Annotated in this window: 14 protein-coding genes and 2 tRNA genes; 11 read left to right on the top strand and 5 right to left on the bottom strand. The window is 60.4% G+C overall.

Translation table 11 applies throughout. The features are described 5' to 3' along the window. The first annotated feature begins 12 nt into the window (after positions 1-12). A complete protein-coding gene (locus GDV60_RS21250) occupies positions 13-966 on the top strand; it encodes a hypothetical protein (protein ID WP_029295348.1) in 954 nt (317 codons plus the stop codon). Positions 967-994: 28 nt separating this feature from the next. On the opposite strand, the gene dinB is transcribed toward GDV60_RS21250, so the two are convergent. Continuing rightward, a complete protein-coding gene (gene dinB, locus GDV60_RS21255) occupies positions 995-2,053 on the bottom strand; it encodes a DNA polymerase IV (protein WP_159908664.1) in 1,059 nt (352 codons plus the stop codon). Positions 2,054-2,344: 291 nt separating this feature from the next. On the opposite strand from dinB, the gene GDV60_RS21260 reads away from it, so the two are divergent. The 4 genes from GDV60_RS21260 to GDV60_RS21275 all read left to right on the top strand — a co-directional run bounded on the left by GDV60_RS21260 (position 2,345) and on the right by GDV60_RS21275 (position 6,970). Then, positions 2,345-2,421, top strand: a tRNA-Met gene (locus GDV60_RS21260). Between the two features lie 270 nt (positions 2,422-2,691). Next, a tRNA-Met gene (locus GDV60_RS21265) sits at positions 2,692-2,768 on the top strand. A 279-nt stretch (positions 2,769-3,047) separates the two neighbouring features. After that, entirely contained in the window at positions 3,048-5,690 is a 2,643-nt protein-coding gene (gene mprF, locus GDV60_RS21270) for a bifunctional lysylphosphatidylglycerol flippase/synthetase MprF (RefSeq protein WP_029295344.1), read from the top strand. Further along, positions 5,690-6,970, top strand: coding sequence for a virulence factor family protein (locus tag GDV60_RS21275; RefSeq protein ID WP_029295343.1), 1,281 nt, complete (start codon positions 5,690-5,692; stop codon positions 6,968-6,970). The genes mprF and GDV60_RS21275 overlap by 1 nt, the downstream gene beginning before the upstream one ends. Before the next feature lie 73 nt (positions 6,971-7,043). Here GDV60_RS21275 and GDV60_RS21280 read toward each other — a convergent pair whose 3' ends face one another. After that, positions 7,044-8,945 carry a potassium transporter Kup gene (locus GDV60_RS21280; RefSeq protein WP_029295342.1) on the bottom strand — a complete coding sequence of 634 codons (1,902 nt, stop codon included), beginning with the start codon at positions 8,943-8,945 and terminating at the stop codon, positions 7,044-7,046. 303 nt (positions 8,946-9,248) lie between these two features. Here GDV60_RS21280 and rimO point away from each other — a divergent pair, with 303 nt between their 5' ends. From rimO to tsaA, 5 genes are all read left to right on the top strand, one after another. After that, a complete protein-coding gene (gene rimO / locus GDV60_RS21285; protein ID WP_029295337.1) occupies positions 9,249-10,589 on the top strand; it encodes a 30S ribosomal protein S12 methylthiotransferase RimO in 1,341 nt (446 codons plus the stop codon). 103 nt (positions 10,590-10,692) lie between these two features. Beyond that, positions 10,693-11,163, top strand: a complete 471-nt coding sequence (locus GDV60_RS21290; RefSeq protein ID WP_029295335.1) for a GNAT family N-acetyltransferase — start codon at positions 10,693-10,695, stop codon at positions 11,161-11,163. A 425-nt stretch (positions 11,164-11,588) separates the two neighbouring features. Then, positions 11,589-12,299, top strand: a complete 711-nt coding sequence (locus tag GDV60_RS21295) for an rRNA pseudouridine synthase (protein ID WP_029295333.1) — start codon at positions 11,589-11,591, stop codon at positions 12,297-12,299. Between the two features lie 66 nt (positions 12,300-12,365). Continuing rightward, positions 12,366-12,827, top strand: coding sequence for a DUF1456 family protein (locus tag GDV60_RS21300; protein ID WP_029295331.1), 462 nt, complete (start codon positions 12,366-12,368; stop codon positions 12,825-12,827). 3 nt (positions 12,828-12,830) lie between these two features. Then, entirely contained in the window at positions 12,831-13,526 is a 696-nt protein-coding gene (gene tsaA / locus GDV60_RS21305; RefSeq protein ID WP_092237912.1) for a tRNA (N6-threonylcarbamoyladenosine(37)-N6)-methyltransferase TrmO, read from the top strand. 177 nt (positions 13,527-13,703) lie between these two features. Here tsaA and fpr read toward each other — a convergent pair whose 3' ends face one another. Then, entirely contained in the window at positions 13,704-14,483 is a 780-nt protein-coding gene (gene fpr, locus GDV60_RS21310; protein WP_003172178.1) for a ferredoxin-NADP reductase, read from the bottom strand. Positions 14,484-14,608: 125 nt separating this feature from the next. Here fpr and GDV60_RS21315 point away from each other — a divergent pair, with 125 nt between their 5' ends. Further along, positions 14,609-15,535: a LysR family transcriptional regulator gene (locus GDV60_RS21315; protein ID WP_029295328.1), complete on the top strand. Its 927-nt coding sequence runs from the start codon at positions 14,609-14,611 to the stop codon at positions 15,533-15,535. On the opposite strand, the gene GDV60_RS21320 is transcribed toward GDV60_RS21315, so the two are convergent. After that, entirely contained in the window at positions 15,532-15,894 is a 363-nt protein-coding gene (locus GDV60_RS21320) for a diacylglycerol kinase (RefSeq protein WP_029295326.1), read from the bottom strand. The genes GDV60_RS21315 and GDV60_RS21320 overlap by 4 nt on opposite strands. A gap of 74 nt (positions 15,895-15,968) precedes the next feature. After that, on the bottom strand, positions 15,969-16,619 hold the full coding sequence (gene erdR / locus GDV60_RS21325; RefSeq protein WP_029295324.1) for a response regulator transcription factor ErdR: 651 nt from the start codon (positions 16,617-16,619) through the stop codon (positions 15,969-15,971). Between the last annotated feature and the right edge of the window lie 26 nt (positions 16,620-16,645).

Below are 16,645 nucleotides of genomic sequence, written 5' to 3' on the forward strand. Positions count from 1 at the left end.
TCAAGAGAAGTCATGTTCAAGCGAAACACCAAAGCCCTGGGGGGCGCCGCCTTGTGCGGCGCCCTGCTGGTCAGCGGCTGTGCCAATCAGATGTCGCAGCGTAGCGAGCACGAGGAACGGATCGAGCGCAAATTGCTCGACCACAGCCTGCAGATTGATGTGGGCGAACCCAAAGTACTCGAGTTGCCGCAACGCCGCGTGCGCATTCATGAGCAGCGGACTTTCGAAGTCACTGAATTTGAAGTCACGCGTCACTATGATCGCTACACGCCCTACCAGCCCTGGCGCGAACTCTACGAGATCCCGCTGGGTGCCGTGGCAGTGGTGGCGGGCGCCGGGGCCAATGTGGCGAACATCTTTGCCCTGGGCAACCTGCCAGACAGCATGACCCATGACTGGATCAGCTACGGCGTGGCCGGGCTCAACCCGTTCATGAACGTGCAGTCCCATGGCCGGGCGCAACAGAACCTGGCGGGCATCGATGAAGTCCAGCGTGACCGACGCCTGGAATACACCAGCCTGCCGTGGAGCGAGCGACCGGTGCAGGTAAAGGCCGGCAAGCAGACCCACGAGATGACCACCGACCGCAACGGCGTCCTGCGCCTGAACCTGTTGGACAGCCCGTTTGCCGAGCAGGACCTGAGCAAGGTCCGCACCTTGCGGATCAGCATTGAAGATGCTCAGGACGATGTGCATTCGGACTCATCCCTGGCCATCAGCACCACCCTGCGTGGCAAGCTGCTGGAAGCACACGCCTTGATCTACGACGACCTGGAGGATGACGAAGTCAACCAATGGGTCCATCGAGTCAAGCGCTTGTCGGAACTGGGCCTGGAAGAAGAAGCCAGCGAACTTGAACAGAGCCTGATTGAACTGACACGCAATGATCCTGAATTGCAGCAGGAATTTCTCAAGGCCCTGACCAAGGACGGCGGCCGACTGGTGGCCGACCCCGGCACCCGCTGACCCCCTGTAGGAGCCGGCTTGCCGGCTCCTACAGGGACAGCTCTAGCTGTTCATTTCCCACGCTCAAATCGAGCAGCCGCACACCAATCCCCAGCAAGCGCACCGGTTTTGCGCCGCGATTGAACGCCTGGGTCAGTAACTGCCGATAGCTCTCCAGATCCCGCCCCGCCCCCGCCTGCTCCAGGGTGGTTTGGGTAAAGTCATGGAACTTCACTTTGACAAAGGGTTTGCCCGGCCGATAACTGCTGTCGATACGCTGTATGCGCCCGGCCAGGGTTTCCATCAGTTCCGGTAGCTTTTCCAGGCAACTGGGCAGGTCCGGCAGGTCGACATCGTAGGTGTTCTCCACGCTGATCGATTGCCGGCGACTGTCGTTATGCACCGCGCGATCATCAATCCCACGCGCCAAACTCCATAACCGCTCACCAAAGCTGCCGAATTCGCGCACCAGCGCCAGCTTGTTCCACTCGCGCAATTGCAGGCAATCCTCGATCCCCAGGCGTGCCAGCTTGTCGGCGGTGACCTTGCCGACGCCATGCAACTTGCTCACCGGCAGCTGCGATACGAAGTCTTCCACCTGGTTCGGGGTGATCACAAACAGCCCATTGGGCTTTTTCCAGTCGCTGGCGATCTTGGCCAGAAACTTGTTGGGGGCAACTCCCGCAGAAACCGTGATGTGCAACTGATTGGAAACGCGCCGACGGATATCCTGGGCAATGCGCGTGGCGCTGCCGCCAAAGTGCGCGCAATCGGAAACATCCAGGTAAGCCTCGTCCAGGGACAACGGCTCGATCATGTCGGTGTAGTCACGGAAAATCGTGTGGATTTCCTTGGACGCTTCTTTATAGGCATCCATGCGCGGCTTGACGATGGTCAGGTCAGGGCAGAGCTTCAACGCATGGCGCGACGACATCGCCGAACGCACGCCGTAGGCCCGGGCCTCGTAGTTGCAGGTAGCGATCACCCCGCGCCGATCAGCCGAGCCCCCTACCGCCAGCGGCTTTTGCGCCAGGCTCGGGTTATCCCGCATTTCGATGGCAGCGTAGAAACAATCACAGTCGACATGGATGATTTTGCGCTGCGTCATATAAAGGGAGGCGTGATCGGGACATAAAGTAGACGGATCGCCAGTATCGCATTCACACCTGTATATAGCACCAGTACTTTGAATCATCTGACAAAGCAGTCGGAAAAAACCTTGATGAATTCATTTTCTCAATCGAAAGGCTCCCCTCAATAGAGCTGGAAGCCACGGCCAGACTGGCCCCAAACCCTTCCAGCAGCCCTCTTGGAGAGCTAAGCGATTGAAGCACAAGCGCTTTTCTTGAAATCAGCGGTTGACACACCGTCATTCCTCTGTAGAATGCCGACACACAGACGCGGGATGGAGCAGTCTGGTAGCTCGTCGGGCTCATAACCCGAAGGTCGTCGGTTCAAATCCGGCTCCCGCAACCAAACATCAAAAAAGGCTACTCGAAAGAGTGGCCTTTTTTGTGCGCGTCTATTTCCTCCCCCCTGTAGGAGCGAGCTTGCTCGCGAAGGTCGTCAACGATAACGCGCACATCCAGCATCAACCCGCCGCCCTCGAGCTTTTCGCGAGTAAGCTCGCGCCTACAGTGAAAACTCGTTTTCAATCGAGCACTTAGGCTGATTGGCAGTTATTTTGCCCTTTATGTCATTAACGGTTGACACCTCGTCGCTGCGCTGTAGAATGCCGCCCACAGACGCGGGATGGAGCAGTCTGGTAGCTCGTCGGGCTCATAACCCGAAGGTCGTCGGTTCAAATCCGGCTCCCGCAACCAAACATCAAAAAAGGCTACTCGAAAGAGTGGCCTTTTTTGTATCCGTAGAAAAAGTTCTTTTGAAACAATGGCATGGCATCTTTCATGAAACCGCGCGCGGGTTTCGGAGTCCTTCCATTTGCAGGCTATGCTCAAGTCTCGAGCACATCCTTGCGCGACTAATGGACGCTGTCGCCGGCCCCGGTGATCCGCGTTACTATTTGTAATTATTTTGTCCATAGGGATTGGTAACTTGGCTGGATACCCCCATCCTGTCGCGCACAATCCAAGAGGTGATTGATGCGCGCCAATTCGTCTGAACCACAAGACAACATCACAGCTACACAACCGATCGCGCCCACCCGCCTGCGCTGGCTGGATCTGTTGAGCAAGTATCGACAACCCATTGGGTTGGCGGTCACGTTGCTGCTATTTGCAATCGCTTTGATCGCCTGCCGCCACTTGCTGCTAGAGCTGGATCTGTACGCCCTCCACGATTCGATCCTGGAAGTACCGAAGCCGTCACTGTTGGGCGCCTTCGCCGCTGCGATCGCCGGGTTCATCATTCTATTGGGCTACGAATTTTCCGGGGCGCGCTATGCCGGAGTAAAACTTCCCGCCAGGACCCTGGCCTACGGCGGCTTTACTGCTTTCGCCATCGGCAATGCGATTGGCCTGTCGATGCTGTCTGGCGGCTCAGTGCGCTACCGTTTATATGCACGGCATGGCATTGGGGCTTCGGAAGTGGCCCATATGACCGTATTTGCCAGCCTGGCCCTGGGCTGCGCCCTGCCACCGCTCGCCGCACTGGCGACCTTGAGCAACCTGCCCGCCGCGTCCAGTGCCTTGCATTTGCCTGCAGCACTGCTCGGCGCAATCGCAGGCGCGGTACTGCTGCTCTCTGCCGTGCTGTGTATCGGGATCTATCGCCGTCGTCTGCCAGAACAACCCTACCCCGACAACCTGCTGGTCAAGGCCGGCCGCCGCACCTTGCGCCTGCCTGGGCGCCGCCTGACCTTCCTGCAATTGATCATCACTGCCCTGGATGTCGCTGCCGCCGCGACCGTTCTCTATCTGTTGCTGCCAGAAGCCCCGCCGTTCGGCCCGTTCCTGCTGGTGTACCTGCTGGCGCTGGCGGCGGGTGTCCTCAGCCATGTACCGGGCGGCGTCGGCGTGTTCGAAGCGATTCTGCTGGCCGCGTTTGCCGACAAGCTCGGCGCCGCGCCGCTGGCCGCCGCCCTGCTGTTGTATCGCATGATCTACGTTGTGCTGCCGTTACTGATCGCGTGCATCTTCCTGCTGATCAACGAGGCCCAACGGCTGTTCCAGACCCAGCAGAGCCTGCGGGTCGCCTCAGGCCTCGCAGCCCCGGTACTGGCCGTGCTGGTTTTTTTGTCCGGGGTGGTGCTGCTGTTCTCCGGCGCCACCCCGGAAATCGACTCACGCCTGGAAAACATCGGCTTCCTGATTCCCCACCGCCTGATTGACGCCTCGCACTTTGGTGCCAGCCTGATCGGCGTGCTGTGCCTGCTGCTGGCCCAAGGCCTGCGTCGACGCCTGTCGGCAGCCTGGATGCTGACCATGGTGCTGTTGCTGGTGGGCGCCCTGCTCTCGCTGCTCAAAGGCTTCGACTGGGAAGAAGCCAGCCTGATGACCACCACCGCAGTGCTGCTGGCGATCTTCCGGCGCTCGTTCTACCGTGCCAGTCGCCTGACCGAGCTGCCCTTTTCGCCGCTGTACCTGGTGGCCAGCGTCTGCGTGCTGGGCGCTTCGATCTGGCTGCTGCTGTTTGCTTACCAGGATGTGCCTTATAGCCATCAACTGTGGTGGCAGTTCACCCTCGACGCCAACGCCCCGCGCGGCCTGCGCTCGCTGCTGGGCGCCGCCATCTTGCTGGTGATTGTGTCCCTGACCTGGCTGTTGCGCACCGCCCGCCCTGTGATCCACCTGCCAACCGCCGATGAGCTGGAGCGCGCCACCAAGATCCTGATGGCCTCATCGCAACCCGACGGCGGCCTGGCACTGACCGGCGACAAGGCCCTGCTATTTCACCCCAACGACGAAGCGTTCCTGATGTACGCCCGGCGCGGCCGCAGCCTGGTGGCGCTGTACGACCCGATCGGCCCGACCCAGCCCCGGGCCGAGATGATCTGGCAGTTCCGCGACCTCTGCGACATTCACCACGCCCGCCCGGTGTTCTACCAGGTGCGCGCGGAGAACCTGCCCTTCTATATGGACATTGGCCTGACTGCGATCAAGCTGGGCGAAGAGGCCCGGGTCGACCTCAAGCGCTTTGACCTGGAAGCCAAGGGCAAGGAGATGAAGGATTTGCGCTACACCTGGAACCGCGGGACCCGGGACGGCCTGTCCCTGGAAATCTTCGAGGCGGGCCAGGCGCCGATGGACGCACTGAAAGTCATCTCCGATGCCTGGTTGACCGGTAAGAACGTGCGCGAAAAAGGCTTCTCTCTGGGCCGTTTCAGCGACGAATACCTCAAGCACTTTCGCATTGCGGTGATTCGCTTCGAAGGCCAGCCGGTGGCGTTCGCCAACCTGCTGGAGACCTACAGCCATGATCTGGCCAGCCTCGACCTGATGCGCGCGCATCCCGAGGCGCCAAAGCTGACCATGGAGTTCATGATGATCGGCTTGATCCTGCACTATAAGAGCCACAACTATGCACGCTTCAGCCTCGGCATGGTGCCGTTGTCGGGCCTGCAGCCGCGCCGTGGCGCACCGCTGACCCAGCGCCTGGGCTCGATGGTGTTCCGCCGTGGCGAGCAACTGTATAACTTCCAAGGTTTGCGCCGCTTCAAAGACAAGTTCCAGCCTGACTGGGAACCTCGTTACATGGCCGTGCCCGCAGGACTTGATCCGCTGGTGGCACTGGCCGATACCGCCGCCCTGATCGCGGGCGGCTTGACTGGATTGGTGAAACGCTGATGATTCGACGCTCCTGGCGGTATGTATTGGCAAGCCTGGTGGTGCTGGCCCTGATCCTCGGTGGCGGCTACTGGTACTGGAATCGCCCCGCCCCTCAACCGACCCTGGAACAACTGCCCCAGGCCGACGGCTCGACCATGACCCGTGTGACCCCTGGCACCAGCGCCAAGGCCCGTGTAGCGGTAGCCGTGATGGCCGACGCCAGCCTGACCGACAGCCAACTGATTGCCCTGAGCCAGGGCGGCAGCGCGCAGATCGTGCAAGTGATCCTGCCCAAGGACGACTGCAAGCTGCAAGAACAAGCCCTGCAAGCGGCCCTCGGCCAGCTCAAGGGCCCGGCCACCCTGGTCAGCGGCATCGGCCCTGGCGCCGCGCTGGCCTGGCGCTGGCTGGCAACGCAGAACGACGACAAGGCCAACGCCATCTCCGTAGGCTTCGCCCTGGTCCAGGAAGGTTGCAAGGACCCGCTGCCCAAGACTGCCGCCCACGGCAACTGGCTGGTGGCCTGGAACGATAACCCTGACGACGAAAGCGCCAGCTTCGTACGCGACACGCCGCGTGCCACCACCAGCATCAGCGACTACGACATCAACTACCCGCAGGTATTGAACAACGAGCTGCGCAAGCAACTGGTGGGTTCGGACAATGGCGGCCTGGCGATCCCGGTGGTTGAAGTGCCGGCTGGCCAGGCCAAGGACACCGTGACCCTGTTCCTTTCCGGCGACGGCGGCTGGCGCGACCTGGACCGCGACGTGGCCGGCGAGATGGCGAAGATCGGTTATCCGGTGGTTGGCATCGACACCCTGCGCTACTACTGGCAGCACAAAAGCCCGGAGCAGAGTGCCAAGGACCTGACCGAGCTGATGCAACACTACCGGCAAAAATGGGGCACCAAGCGTTTTGTACTGACCGGCTATTCGTTCGGCGCCGATGTGCTGCCAGCCATCTACAACCGCCTGCCGGAAGCCGAACAGCAACGGGTAGACGCTATTATCCTGCTGGCCTTCGCCCGCACCGGCAGCTTTGAGATCGAAGTGGAAGGCTGGCTGGGCAATGCCGGCAAAGAGGCAGCCACCGGCCCGGAAATGGCCAAGCTGCCAGCAGCCAAAGTGGTGTGCATCTACGGCGAAGAAGAGGTCGACGAGAGTGGCTGCACCGACAAGACCGCCGTGGGTGAAGCCATGAAGCTACCGGGCGGCCATCACTTCGACGAGAACTACCCGGCACTGGCCAAGCGCCTGGTGGATATCATCGAGAAGCGCCAGGCCAAGGCCGAGTAATCCTGTAGGAGCCAGTTTCCTCAGGCACTAAAAAGCCCCCGCTGCCGCACGGCAACGGGGGCTTTTTGTTGGGTTACATTTCTACCTGGGTGCCCAGCTCAATCACCCGGTTCACCGGCAGCTTGAAGAAGCGCAGGTTGCCGTTGGCGTTCTTCAGCATGAAGGCGAACAACCCTTCCCGCCAGCGCGCCATGCCCTCAAGCTTGGAGGCGATGACCGTCTCGCGGCTGAGGAAGTACGTGGTGCGCATGGGGCTGAAGTCCAGGTCATCCAAGTGGCACAGCTTCAGGGCTTCGGGCACGTCCGGCTCATCGGTAAAGCCGAAGTGCAGGATCACCCGGAAGAAGCCGTCACCGTAGGAGTCCACCTCGAAGCGGCGCTGGGCCGGGACGCGCGGGATGTCTTCATAGACCACCGTCAACAGCACCACTTGCTCGTGCAGCACCTGGTTGTGCAGCAGGTTGTGCAACAAGGCGTGGGGCACCGCGTCCGGGCGGGCGGTGAGGAACACCGCCGTGCCCTGTACGCGATGGGGCGGTTGCACGCGGATGCTGCTGATAAAGATCGGCAGCGGCAGCCCGCCCTCGTCCAGGCGCTCCACCAGCAATTGCTTACCGCGCTTCCAGGTGGTCATCAACACAAACAGCACGATCCCCGCCAGCACCGGGAACGCGCCGCCCTGGACGACTTTCGGCACGTTGGCCGCGAAGAACAGGCCATCCACCAGCAAAAAGCCCAGCAAAACAGGCACTGCCAATACCGGCGGCCACTTCCACAGCAGCAGCATCACGGCGGATACCAGGATGGTGGTCATCAGCATGGTCCCGGTCACGGCCACCCCGTAAGCCGAGGCCAGGGCGCCCGAGGACTCGAAGCCCAGCACCAGCAGGATTACACCGACCATCAGCGACCAGTTCACCGCGCCAATATAGATCTGGCCCTGTTCGGCGCTGGAGGTGTGCTGGATATGCATGCGCGGGATGTAACCCAACTGGATCGCCTGGCGCGTCAACGAGAACGCACCGGAAATCACCGCCTGGGAAGCAATCACCGTCGCCAGGGTGGACAACCCCACCAGCGGCAGCAATGCCCAGCTTGGCGCCAGCAGGTAGAACGGGTTGCGCGCGGCTTCGGGGTCGCCCAGCAACATCGCGCCCTGGCCAAAATAGTTGAGCACCAGCGCCGGCAGCACCAGGATGAACCAGGCGCGGGCAATGGGTTTGCGGCCGAAGTGGCCCATGTCGGCATACAGCGCCTCGGCACCGGTCAAGGCCAGCACCACCGCGCCTAGGATCGCCACGCCGATACCCGGATGCACCATGAAGAAACGCACGCCCCACATCGGGTTCATCGCGTTGAGCACTTCGGGATGCTGGACAATGCCATAGATGCCCAGGCCGCCCAGCACCAGGAACCAGGTGACCATCACCGGCCCGAACAGCTTGCCGATGCGGTCTGTCCCGTGTTTCTGGATCAGGAACAACCCCACCAGCACCACCAGCGCCACCGGCACCACCCAGTGCTCCAGGCCATCGAACGCCAGTTCCAGGCCCTCGATGGCCGACAATACCGAAATCGCCGGGGTGATCATGCTGTCGCCATAGAACAGCGCCGCGCCGCACAGGCCGCACACCACCAGGAAACTGCGCAACCGCGGGTGATTGCCGGCCGCCCGTCGGGCCAGCGCGGTAAGGGCCATGATGCCGCCCTCACCCTGGTTGTCGGCGCGCAGTACGAACAACATGTACTTGATCGACACCACCCAGATCAGCGACCAGAAGATCAGGGCCAGGATCCCCAGCACCCCATCATGATTGACCTGGACCCCATAACCACCGGAAAACACCTCTTTAAGGGTGTAGAGCGGGCTGGTACCGATATCGCCGTAGACCACCCCGACAGCTGCCACCAACATGCCAATTGGCTTTGCGCTGGAATGCCCGGCACCTGCCGCCTGACTATTTGCCTGACCCATCAACCACTCCTGCCCTTTTGACCTGAGGTCTTTTATAAACAGCACAGCTGTACAGCTAAGCCTAAGCTGTCCACAGCATGCGCTGTTTTACTTCTAGTAACAGATGATTTGTTGACCATCGGCTTTACACAAGTGCAACGGCGCGAAGCATAGCGCAGCACTCGTCGTATTTCCCTGCATAAAGCTGGTCAAGCGCGTTTCCCGCCGCTAGAATTGCGCACTTTTTGATCAGAGGCACATCAAGTGCCCGTCCGCTGCCCTGTCGTGCCCGACTGGCGGCGTCATTCAATACCGAGGTTAGACATGTCCACCACCATCGCAAAAGCCAACCCCAAGGTTGGCTTTGTTTCCCTGGGTTGCCCGAAGGCGCTCGTCGACTCCGAGCGCATCCTCACCCAACTGCGCATGGAAGGTTACGATGTCGTGTCCACCTACCAGGACGCCGATGTGGTGGTGGTCAACACCTGTGGCTTCATTGACTCGGCCAAGGCAGAGTCTTTGGAAGTGATCGGCGAAGCCATCAAGGAAAACGGCAAGGTGATCGTCACCGGCTGCATGGGCGTGGAAGAAGGCAATATCCGCAACGTGCACCCAAGCGTGCTGGCCGTGACCGGCCCGCAGCAGTACGAGCAGGTGGTCAACGCCGTGCATGAGGTGGTGCCGCCGCGCCAGGATCACAACCCGTTGATCGACCTGGTGCCGCCGCAAGGCATCAAGCTGACGCCACGTCATTACGCTTACCTGAAGATTTCCGAAGGCTGTAACCACAGCTGCAGCTTCTGCATCATCCCGTCGATGCGCGGCAAGCTGGTCAGCCGCCCGGTGGGTGATGTGCTGGACGAAGCCCAGCGCCTGGTCAAGTCTGGCGTCAAAGAGCTGCTGGTGATCTCCCAGGACACCAGCGCCTACGGCGTGGACGTGAAGTACCGCACCGGCTTCTGGAATGGCGCGCCGGTGAAAACCCGCATGACCGAACTCTGCGAAGCCTTGAGCAGCCTGGGTGTGTGGGTACGCCTGCACTACGTCTATCCGTACCCGCACGTCGACGAGCTGATCCCGCTGATGGCCGCCGGCAAGATCCTGCCGTACCTGGACATCCCGTTCCAACACGCCAGCCCGAAAGTGCTCAAGGCCATGAAACGCCCGGCCTTTGAAGACAAGACCCTGGCGCGGATCAAGAACTGGCGCCAGATCTGCCCCGAGCTGATCATCCGCTCGACCTTTATCGTCGGCTTCCCCGGCGAAACCGAAGAAGACTTCCAGTACCTGCTGGACTGGCTGACCGAAGCCCAACTCGATCGCGTCGGCTGCTTCCAGTATTCGCCGGTGGAAGGTGCGCCAGCCAACCTGCTGGACCTGGCCGTGGTGCCGGATGACGTCAAGCAGGACCGTTGGGAGCGTTTCATGGCCCATCAGCAGGCCATCAGCTCGGCACGCCTGCAACTGCGTATCGGCAAGGAAATCGAAGTACTGATCGACGAAGTGGACGAGCAAGGCGCGGTAGGCCGCTGCTTCTTCGACGCTCCGGAAATCGACGGTAACGTATTCATCGACGATGCCAGCGGTCTCAAGCCCGGCGACAAGGTGTGGTGCACAGTCACCGACGCCGACGAGTACGACCTCTGGGCGCAAAAACGCGACTAAGCTGTAAAAAATTGAAAAAGCCCTGCTTCTGGACAAGATGCGGGGCTTTTTTAGGTCTATCGTTTGCCCCATCACCGCCAACAAGCAGCAAGGAGCAGCGGGCATGGGCCAGCACTCGGTTATTCACACGCCTAAACCCAGCGACTATCAGGAGCTGACCCGGATCTGGGAGGCATCGGTGCGGGCCACCCATGACTTCCTGCCGCAAAGCTACATCGAGCGCCTGCGACACCTGGTGCTGACGCGTTACCTCGATGCGGTGATGCTGATCTGTACCAAGGACGCGCGCCAACGGATCACCGGGTTTGCCGGCGTCGCCGCAGGCAAGGTCGAGATGCTGTTCATCGACCCGCAGTACCGGGGCCAAGGCCTGGGGCGGCAATTGCTGCACTATGCCGTTGCGTCGATGAATGCCGATGAACTGGACGTCAACGAACAGAACCCACAGGCCCTGGGCTTCTATATCAAACAAGGTTTTGAAGTGATCGGACGCACCGAGCATGACGGCATGGGCCAGCCCTATCCCTTGCTGCACATGCGTTTGCGCCAGGCCCAGCAAACACGCAGCGGCTGACACAACCCAAATCAAATGTAGGAGCTGGCTTGCCTGCGATGCGCATAGGTATCTACACAACTTTGCCGCAACGTCTAGATCCAGGCAGATAGCGCAGTTGTGCCGAGCGGGCTTGCCCGCGCTGGGCTGCGAAGCAGCCCCAATAAGCCGAATGCGTTGTACCAGATACACCGCAGCGGCTGGTTTTGGGGCTGCTTCGCAGCCCAGCGCGGGCAAGCCCGCTCGCCACAGGGGAGTTCGTCAGTTTCTGAAAGTTGTGTAGATACTTACGCTGCGATGCGGTCAACTCGGTGCATCAGGTAGGCCGAGGTGATGCCATCGCAGGCAAGCCAGCTCCCACAAAAAGCGCGAGCACTGAAATGGGGCCGGGATTAACCGGCGCCAGGCAGGTACAATAGCGGCCCCCTTTTGTTACGGCCCTTGTCATGACTGACCCCATACGCCTCTCCAAACGCCTTATCGAACTGGTCGGTTGCTCCCGTCGGGAGGCCGAGCTGTTTATCGAAGGCGGCTGGGTCTCGGTGGATGGCGAAGTGATCGACGAGCCGCAGTTCAAGGTCACGACACAAAAAGTCGAACTTGATCCCGAGGCCAAGGCCACGGCTCCGGAGCCGGTGACTATCCTGTTTCATGCCCCGGCCGGCGTGGACGTCGACAGCGCGATGCAATCTCTGAGCGCCGAGACGCTGTCGGAAGAACACCGCTTCAGCAAGCGCCCGCTCAAAGGCCACTTCCTGCGCCTGACCGCCAGCGCCGATCTGCAAGCCAAGGCCAGCGGCCTGCTGGTGTTTACCCAGGACTGGAAGATCCTGCGCAAGCTGACGGCCGACGCCGCCAAGATCGAGCAGGAATATGTGGTCGAGGTCGCAGGCGACGTGGCAGAGCACGGCCTGAACCGCCTCGCCCACGGCCTGATGTACAAAGGCAAGGAATTGCCGGCGGTCAAAGCCAGCTGGCAGAACGAAAACCGCCTGCGCTTTGCCCTGAAAAACCCGCAGCCCGGCATCATCGCCCTGTTCTGCGAAGCCATTGGCCTGAAGGTTGTGGCCATTCGCCGCATCCGCATTGGCGGCGTGTCCATCGGCAAGGTGCCGGTCGGCCAGTGGCGCTACATGTCCGGCAAAGAAAAGTTCTAAGCCACCCTATCTATCGACATCGCCCGCCCGGGCGGTGTCTACAGTCGAATACCAGGATTGCCCACCATGATTCACAATGACGTACTGCGCAGCGTGCGCTACATGCTCGACATCAGCGACAACAAGATGGTCGAGATCATCAAGATCGGCGGCATGGAAGTGTCCAAGGAAGACCTGCTGACCTACCTCAAGAAAGACGAGGAAGAAGGCTTCGTGTTCTGCCCCGACGAGGTCATGGCGCATTTCCTCGATGGCCTGGTGATCTTCAAGCGCGGCAAGGACGAAAGCCGTCCACCACAGCCGATCGAAACCCCGGTGACCAACAACATCATCCTCAAGAAGCTGCGCGTGGCCTTCGAACTCAAGGAAGACGACATGCACGCCATCCTCAAGGCCGCCGAGTTCCCGGTGTCCAAGCCAGAGCTGAGCGCGCTGTTCCGCAAGTTCGGCCACACCAACTATCGTCCGTGTGGCGACCAGTTGCTGCGTAACTTCCTCAAGGGCCTGACCCTGCGGGTTCGCGCGTAAGCCATGAGTTACAACGTCTCGCCCGTGGGCTTCGTGCGCTCCTGCTTCAAGGAGAAGTTCGCCATCCCGCGCCAGCCACAACTGGCGCCCGCCGCACGGGGCGTGTTGGAGTTGGTGGCGCCGTTCGACCAAGGCGAGGCGGTGCAAGGCCTGGAGCAGGTCAGCCATGTGTGGCTGCTGTTCCTGTTTCATCAGGCCCTGGAAGACAAGCCGCGCTTGAAAGTGCGCCCACCGCGCCTGGGCGGCAACACATCCATGGGTGTATTTGCCACCCGCGCAACCCATCGCCCCAACGGGATCGGCCAGTCGGTGGTGAAACTGGACAAGGTGGAGCCGGGCCGGCTGTGGGTTTCCGGGATCGATCTGCTCGATGGCACGCCGGTATTGGATATCAAGCCGTATGTGCCGTATGCCGACATCATCGACACGGCTACCAACAGCATTGCCAGTGCCGCACCGGCGCTGATCCCCGTGCAATGGCTGAAGACCGCCCTGCAACAGGCTCACACTCACGCTCAGCGCCTTGGCGAGCCGTTGGTGGAGCTGATTGAACAATGCCTGGCGCAGGATCCACGCCCGGCCTATCAGACGCCCGGGCCAGAGCGCGAATACGGCGTGCGGTTCTGGGATGTGGATGTGCGTTGGCACTATCCAGAGGCAGGGATGATTTGTGTGCTTGAAGTGGTTGCCGCGCAGTAAATCGCAGTAATGAAAAAGCCCGCACTGCCTTCACAGGCAATGCGGGCTTTTCTTTGCAAACGCCTTCACCTGTAGGAGCGAGCTTGCTCGCGAAGAACCCAAGGGCAGCGCGTCAACTCGACCGCGTTAACGTTGACGACTTTCGCGAGCAAGCTCGCTCCTACAGATGTGCCGGGGTCACTTCTCGACGAAGGCGCGTTCGATCAGGTAGTCACCCGGCTCACGCATCCGTGGCGAAACCTTCAGGCCGAAGCTGTTCAGCACTTCGCTGGTCTCATCCAACATGCTTGGGCTGCCGCACAGCATGGCGCGGTCGTCTTCAGGGTTGATCGGCGGCAGGCCGATATCGCTGAACAGTTTGCCGCTGCGCATCAGGTCGGTCAGGCGGCCTTCGTTTTCGAAGGGTTCGCGGGTCACGGTTGGGTAGTAGATCAACTTTTCACGCAGCGCCTCGCCGAAGAATTCGTTCTGCGGCAGGTGTTCGGTGATGAATTCGCGATAGGCGACTTCGTTGACGTAACGCACACCGTGGCACAGGATCACTTTTTCAAAGCGCTCGTAGGTTTCCGGGTCCTGGATCACGCTCATGAAGGGGGCGAGGCCAGTACCGGTACTGAGCAGGTACAGGTGCTTGCCCGGCTTCAAATCGTCCAGCACCAGGGTGCCAGTCGGTTTTTTGCTGATGATGATCTCATCGCCTTCCTTCAAATGCTGCAATTGGGAAGTCAGCGGGCCATCCGGAACCTTGATGCTGAAGAACTCCAGATGCTCTTCCCAGTTCGGGCTGGCGATGGAGTAAGCGCGCATGAGCGGGCGGCCGTTAGGCTGTTGCAGGCCGATCATCACGAACTGACCGTTCTCGAAGCGCAAGCCCGGGTCGCGGGTGCACTTGAAGCTGAACAGAGTGTCGTTCCAGTGATGAACACTGAGGACACGCTCGTGGTTCATGTTGCTCATGTACGGGGAACTCCTGGAAATGGGTCTGCGCCAAAATGATAGGTGCGCAATTGCACAGTATTCTAATGGCGGCGACAATATCTGTTAACTGGATTATTAAGATAAGGGTTATCGGTTATATCGATATGCGATTTACTCTCCGTCAACTGCAAGTCTTCGTCGCCGTCGCCCAGCAGGAAAGTGTGTCACGCGCTGCTGGCCTTCTGGCCTTATCTCAATCCGCCGCCAGCACCTCGATCACCGAGCTGGAGCGCCAATCCAGCTGTCAATTATTCGACCGCGCCGGTAAACGCCTGAGCCTCAACGCCCTGGGCCATCAACTGCTACCCCAGGCGGTGGCGCTGCTGGACCAGGCCAAGGAGATCGAAGACCTGCTCAACGGCAAGTCCGGCTTCGGTTCCCTGGCGGTCGGCGCCACCCTGACCATCGGCAATTACCTGGCCACCCTGCTGATCGGCAGTTTCATGCAGCAGCATCCCGAGAGCCAGGTGAAGCTGCATGTACAGAACACTGCGCATATCGTGCATCAGGTTGCGCATTACGAAATTGATCTGGGTCTAATCGAAGGCGACTGCAGCCACCCGGACATCGAGGTGCAAACCTGGGTCGAGGATGAGCTGGTGGTGTTCTGCGCGCCGCAGCATCCCCTGGCCCAGCGCGGTCAGGCGACCATGGAGCAACTGACCCATGAAGCATGGATCCTGCGGGAACAGGGCTCCGGGACACGCCTGACCTTTGATCAAGCCATGCGCCATCATCGCAGCGCGCTGAACATCCGCCTGGAGCTGGAGCACACCGAGGCGATCAAGCGGGCCGTGGAGTCAGGATTGGGGATTGGCTGCATTTCACGCCTGGCGCTACGGGATGCATTCCGCCGTGGCAGCCTGGTGCCAGTGGAGACGCCGGACCTGGACCTGGCCCGGCAGTTCTACTTTATCTGGCATAAACAGAAGTACCAGACCTCGGCCATGCGCGAGTTCCTCGAACTGTGCCGCGCCTTCACCGCTGGGGTGCAGCGCAGCGACGAGATCGTACTGCCGAATATCGCCTAGATCAGGATTACGGCCCACACCACGGTGATCATGGTCAGCGCCACGAATTGCGCGGCGCTGCCCATGTCCTTGGCGTTTTTCGACAGGGGGTGGCGATCCAGGGAAATCCGATCGATTGCCGCTTCCACGGCCGAGTTGAGCAACTCGACAATCAACGCCAGCAGGCACACGGCGATCAGCAGTGCGCGCTCTACGCGGCTGACCGTGAGGAAGAAGCTCAACGGAATCAGGATGACATTGAGCAAGACCAACTGGCGAAAGGCCGCCTCGCCGGTGAAAGCCGCACGCAGGCCATCAAGGGAGTAACCCCCTGCGTTGAAGATACGTTTGATACCGGTTTGACCCTTGAAAGGCGACATAGGTAGGCAACTGAGCAAAAAAGATGGGAGGAAGCTAGAGCACGCCTGGTCAAAAAAGCGTGAATCGAGCCACCCTACGAGTGGGAAATTGACTCAAGTTGTTGCAACAGCAGCGCCGCCTGGGTCCGGGTGCGCACACCCAGCTTGCGGAAAATCGCGGTAACGTGCGCCTTGATCGTCGCTTCGGACACGCTCAATTCATAGGCGATCTGCTTGTTCAGCAAGCCTTCGCAGACCATGGTCAACACACGGAACTGCTGGGGCGTAAGGCTGGCGAGTCCTTCCTGGGCAGCCTTGGCTTCAGCGGACACGTTGATTTCTTCGAAGGCCTGGGGCGGCCACGAGACGTCACCGTCCAACACCGTACGCACCGCTGTTTGAATCTGCTCCATGGAACTGGATTTGGGGATAAAACCACTGGCCCCGAACTCCCGGGAACGCACTACGATATCGGCCTCTTCCTGGGCCGACACCATCACCACCGGAATCTGCGGATATTGCCCGCGTAACAGCACCAAGCCGGAAAACCCGTAGGCGCCGGGCATATTCAGGTCCAGCAGCACCAAATCCCAATCGGTCTTGTCAGTCAGGCGGGCTTCCAGTTCCGCGATGCTGCCCACTTCCACCAGGCGTACATCCGGGCCCAGGCCCAGTGTGACCGCCTGGTGCAGCGCGCTGCGAAAAAGTGGGTGGTCATCGGCAATCAGGATTTCGTATGTGGCCATCTATTAAATGATCCTGTTTTTTATGG

Origin of the sequence: Pseudomonas sp. DTU12.1 (assembly GCF_009873475.1) — a bacterium.
Classification (GTDB): Bacteria; Pseudomonadota; Gammaproteobacteria; order Pseudomonadales; family Pseudomonadaceae; genus Aquipseudomonas; species Aquipseudomonas proteolytica.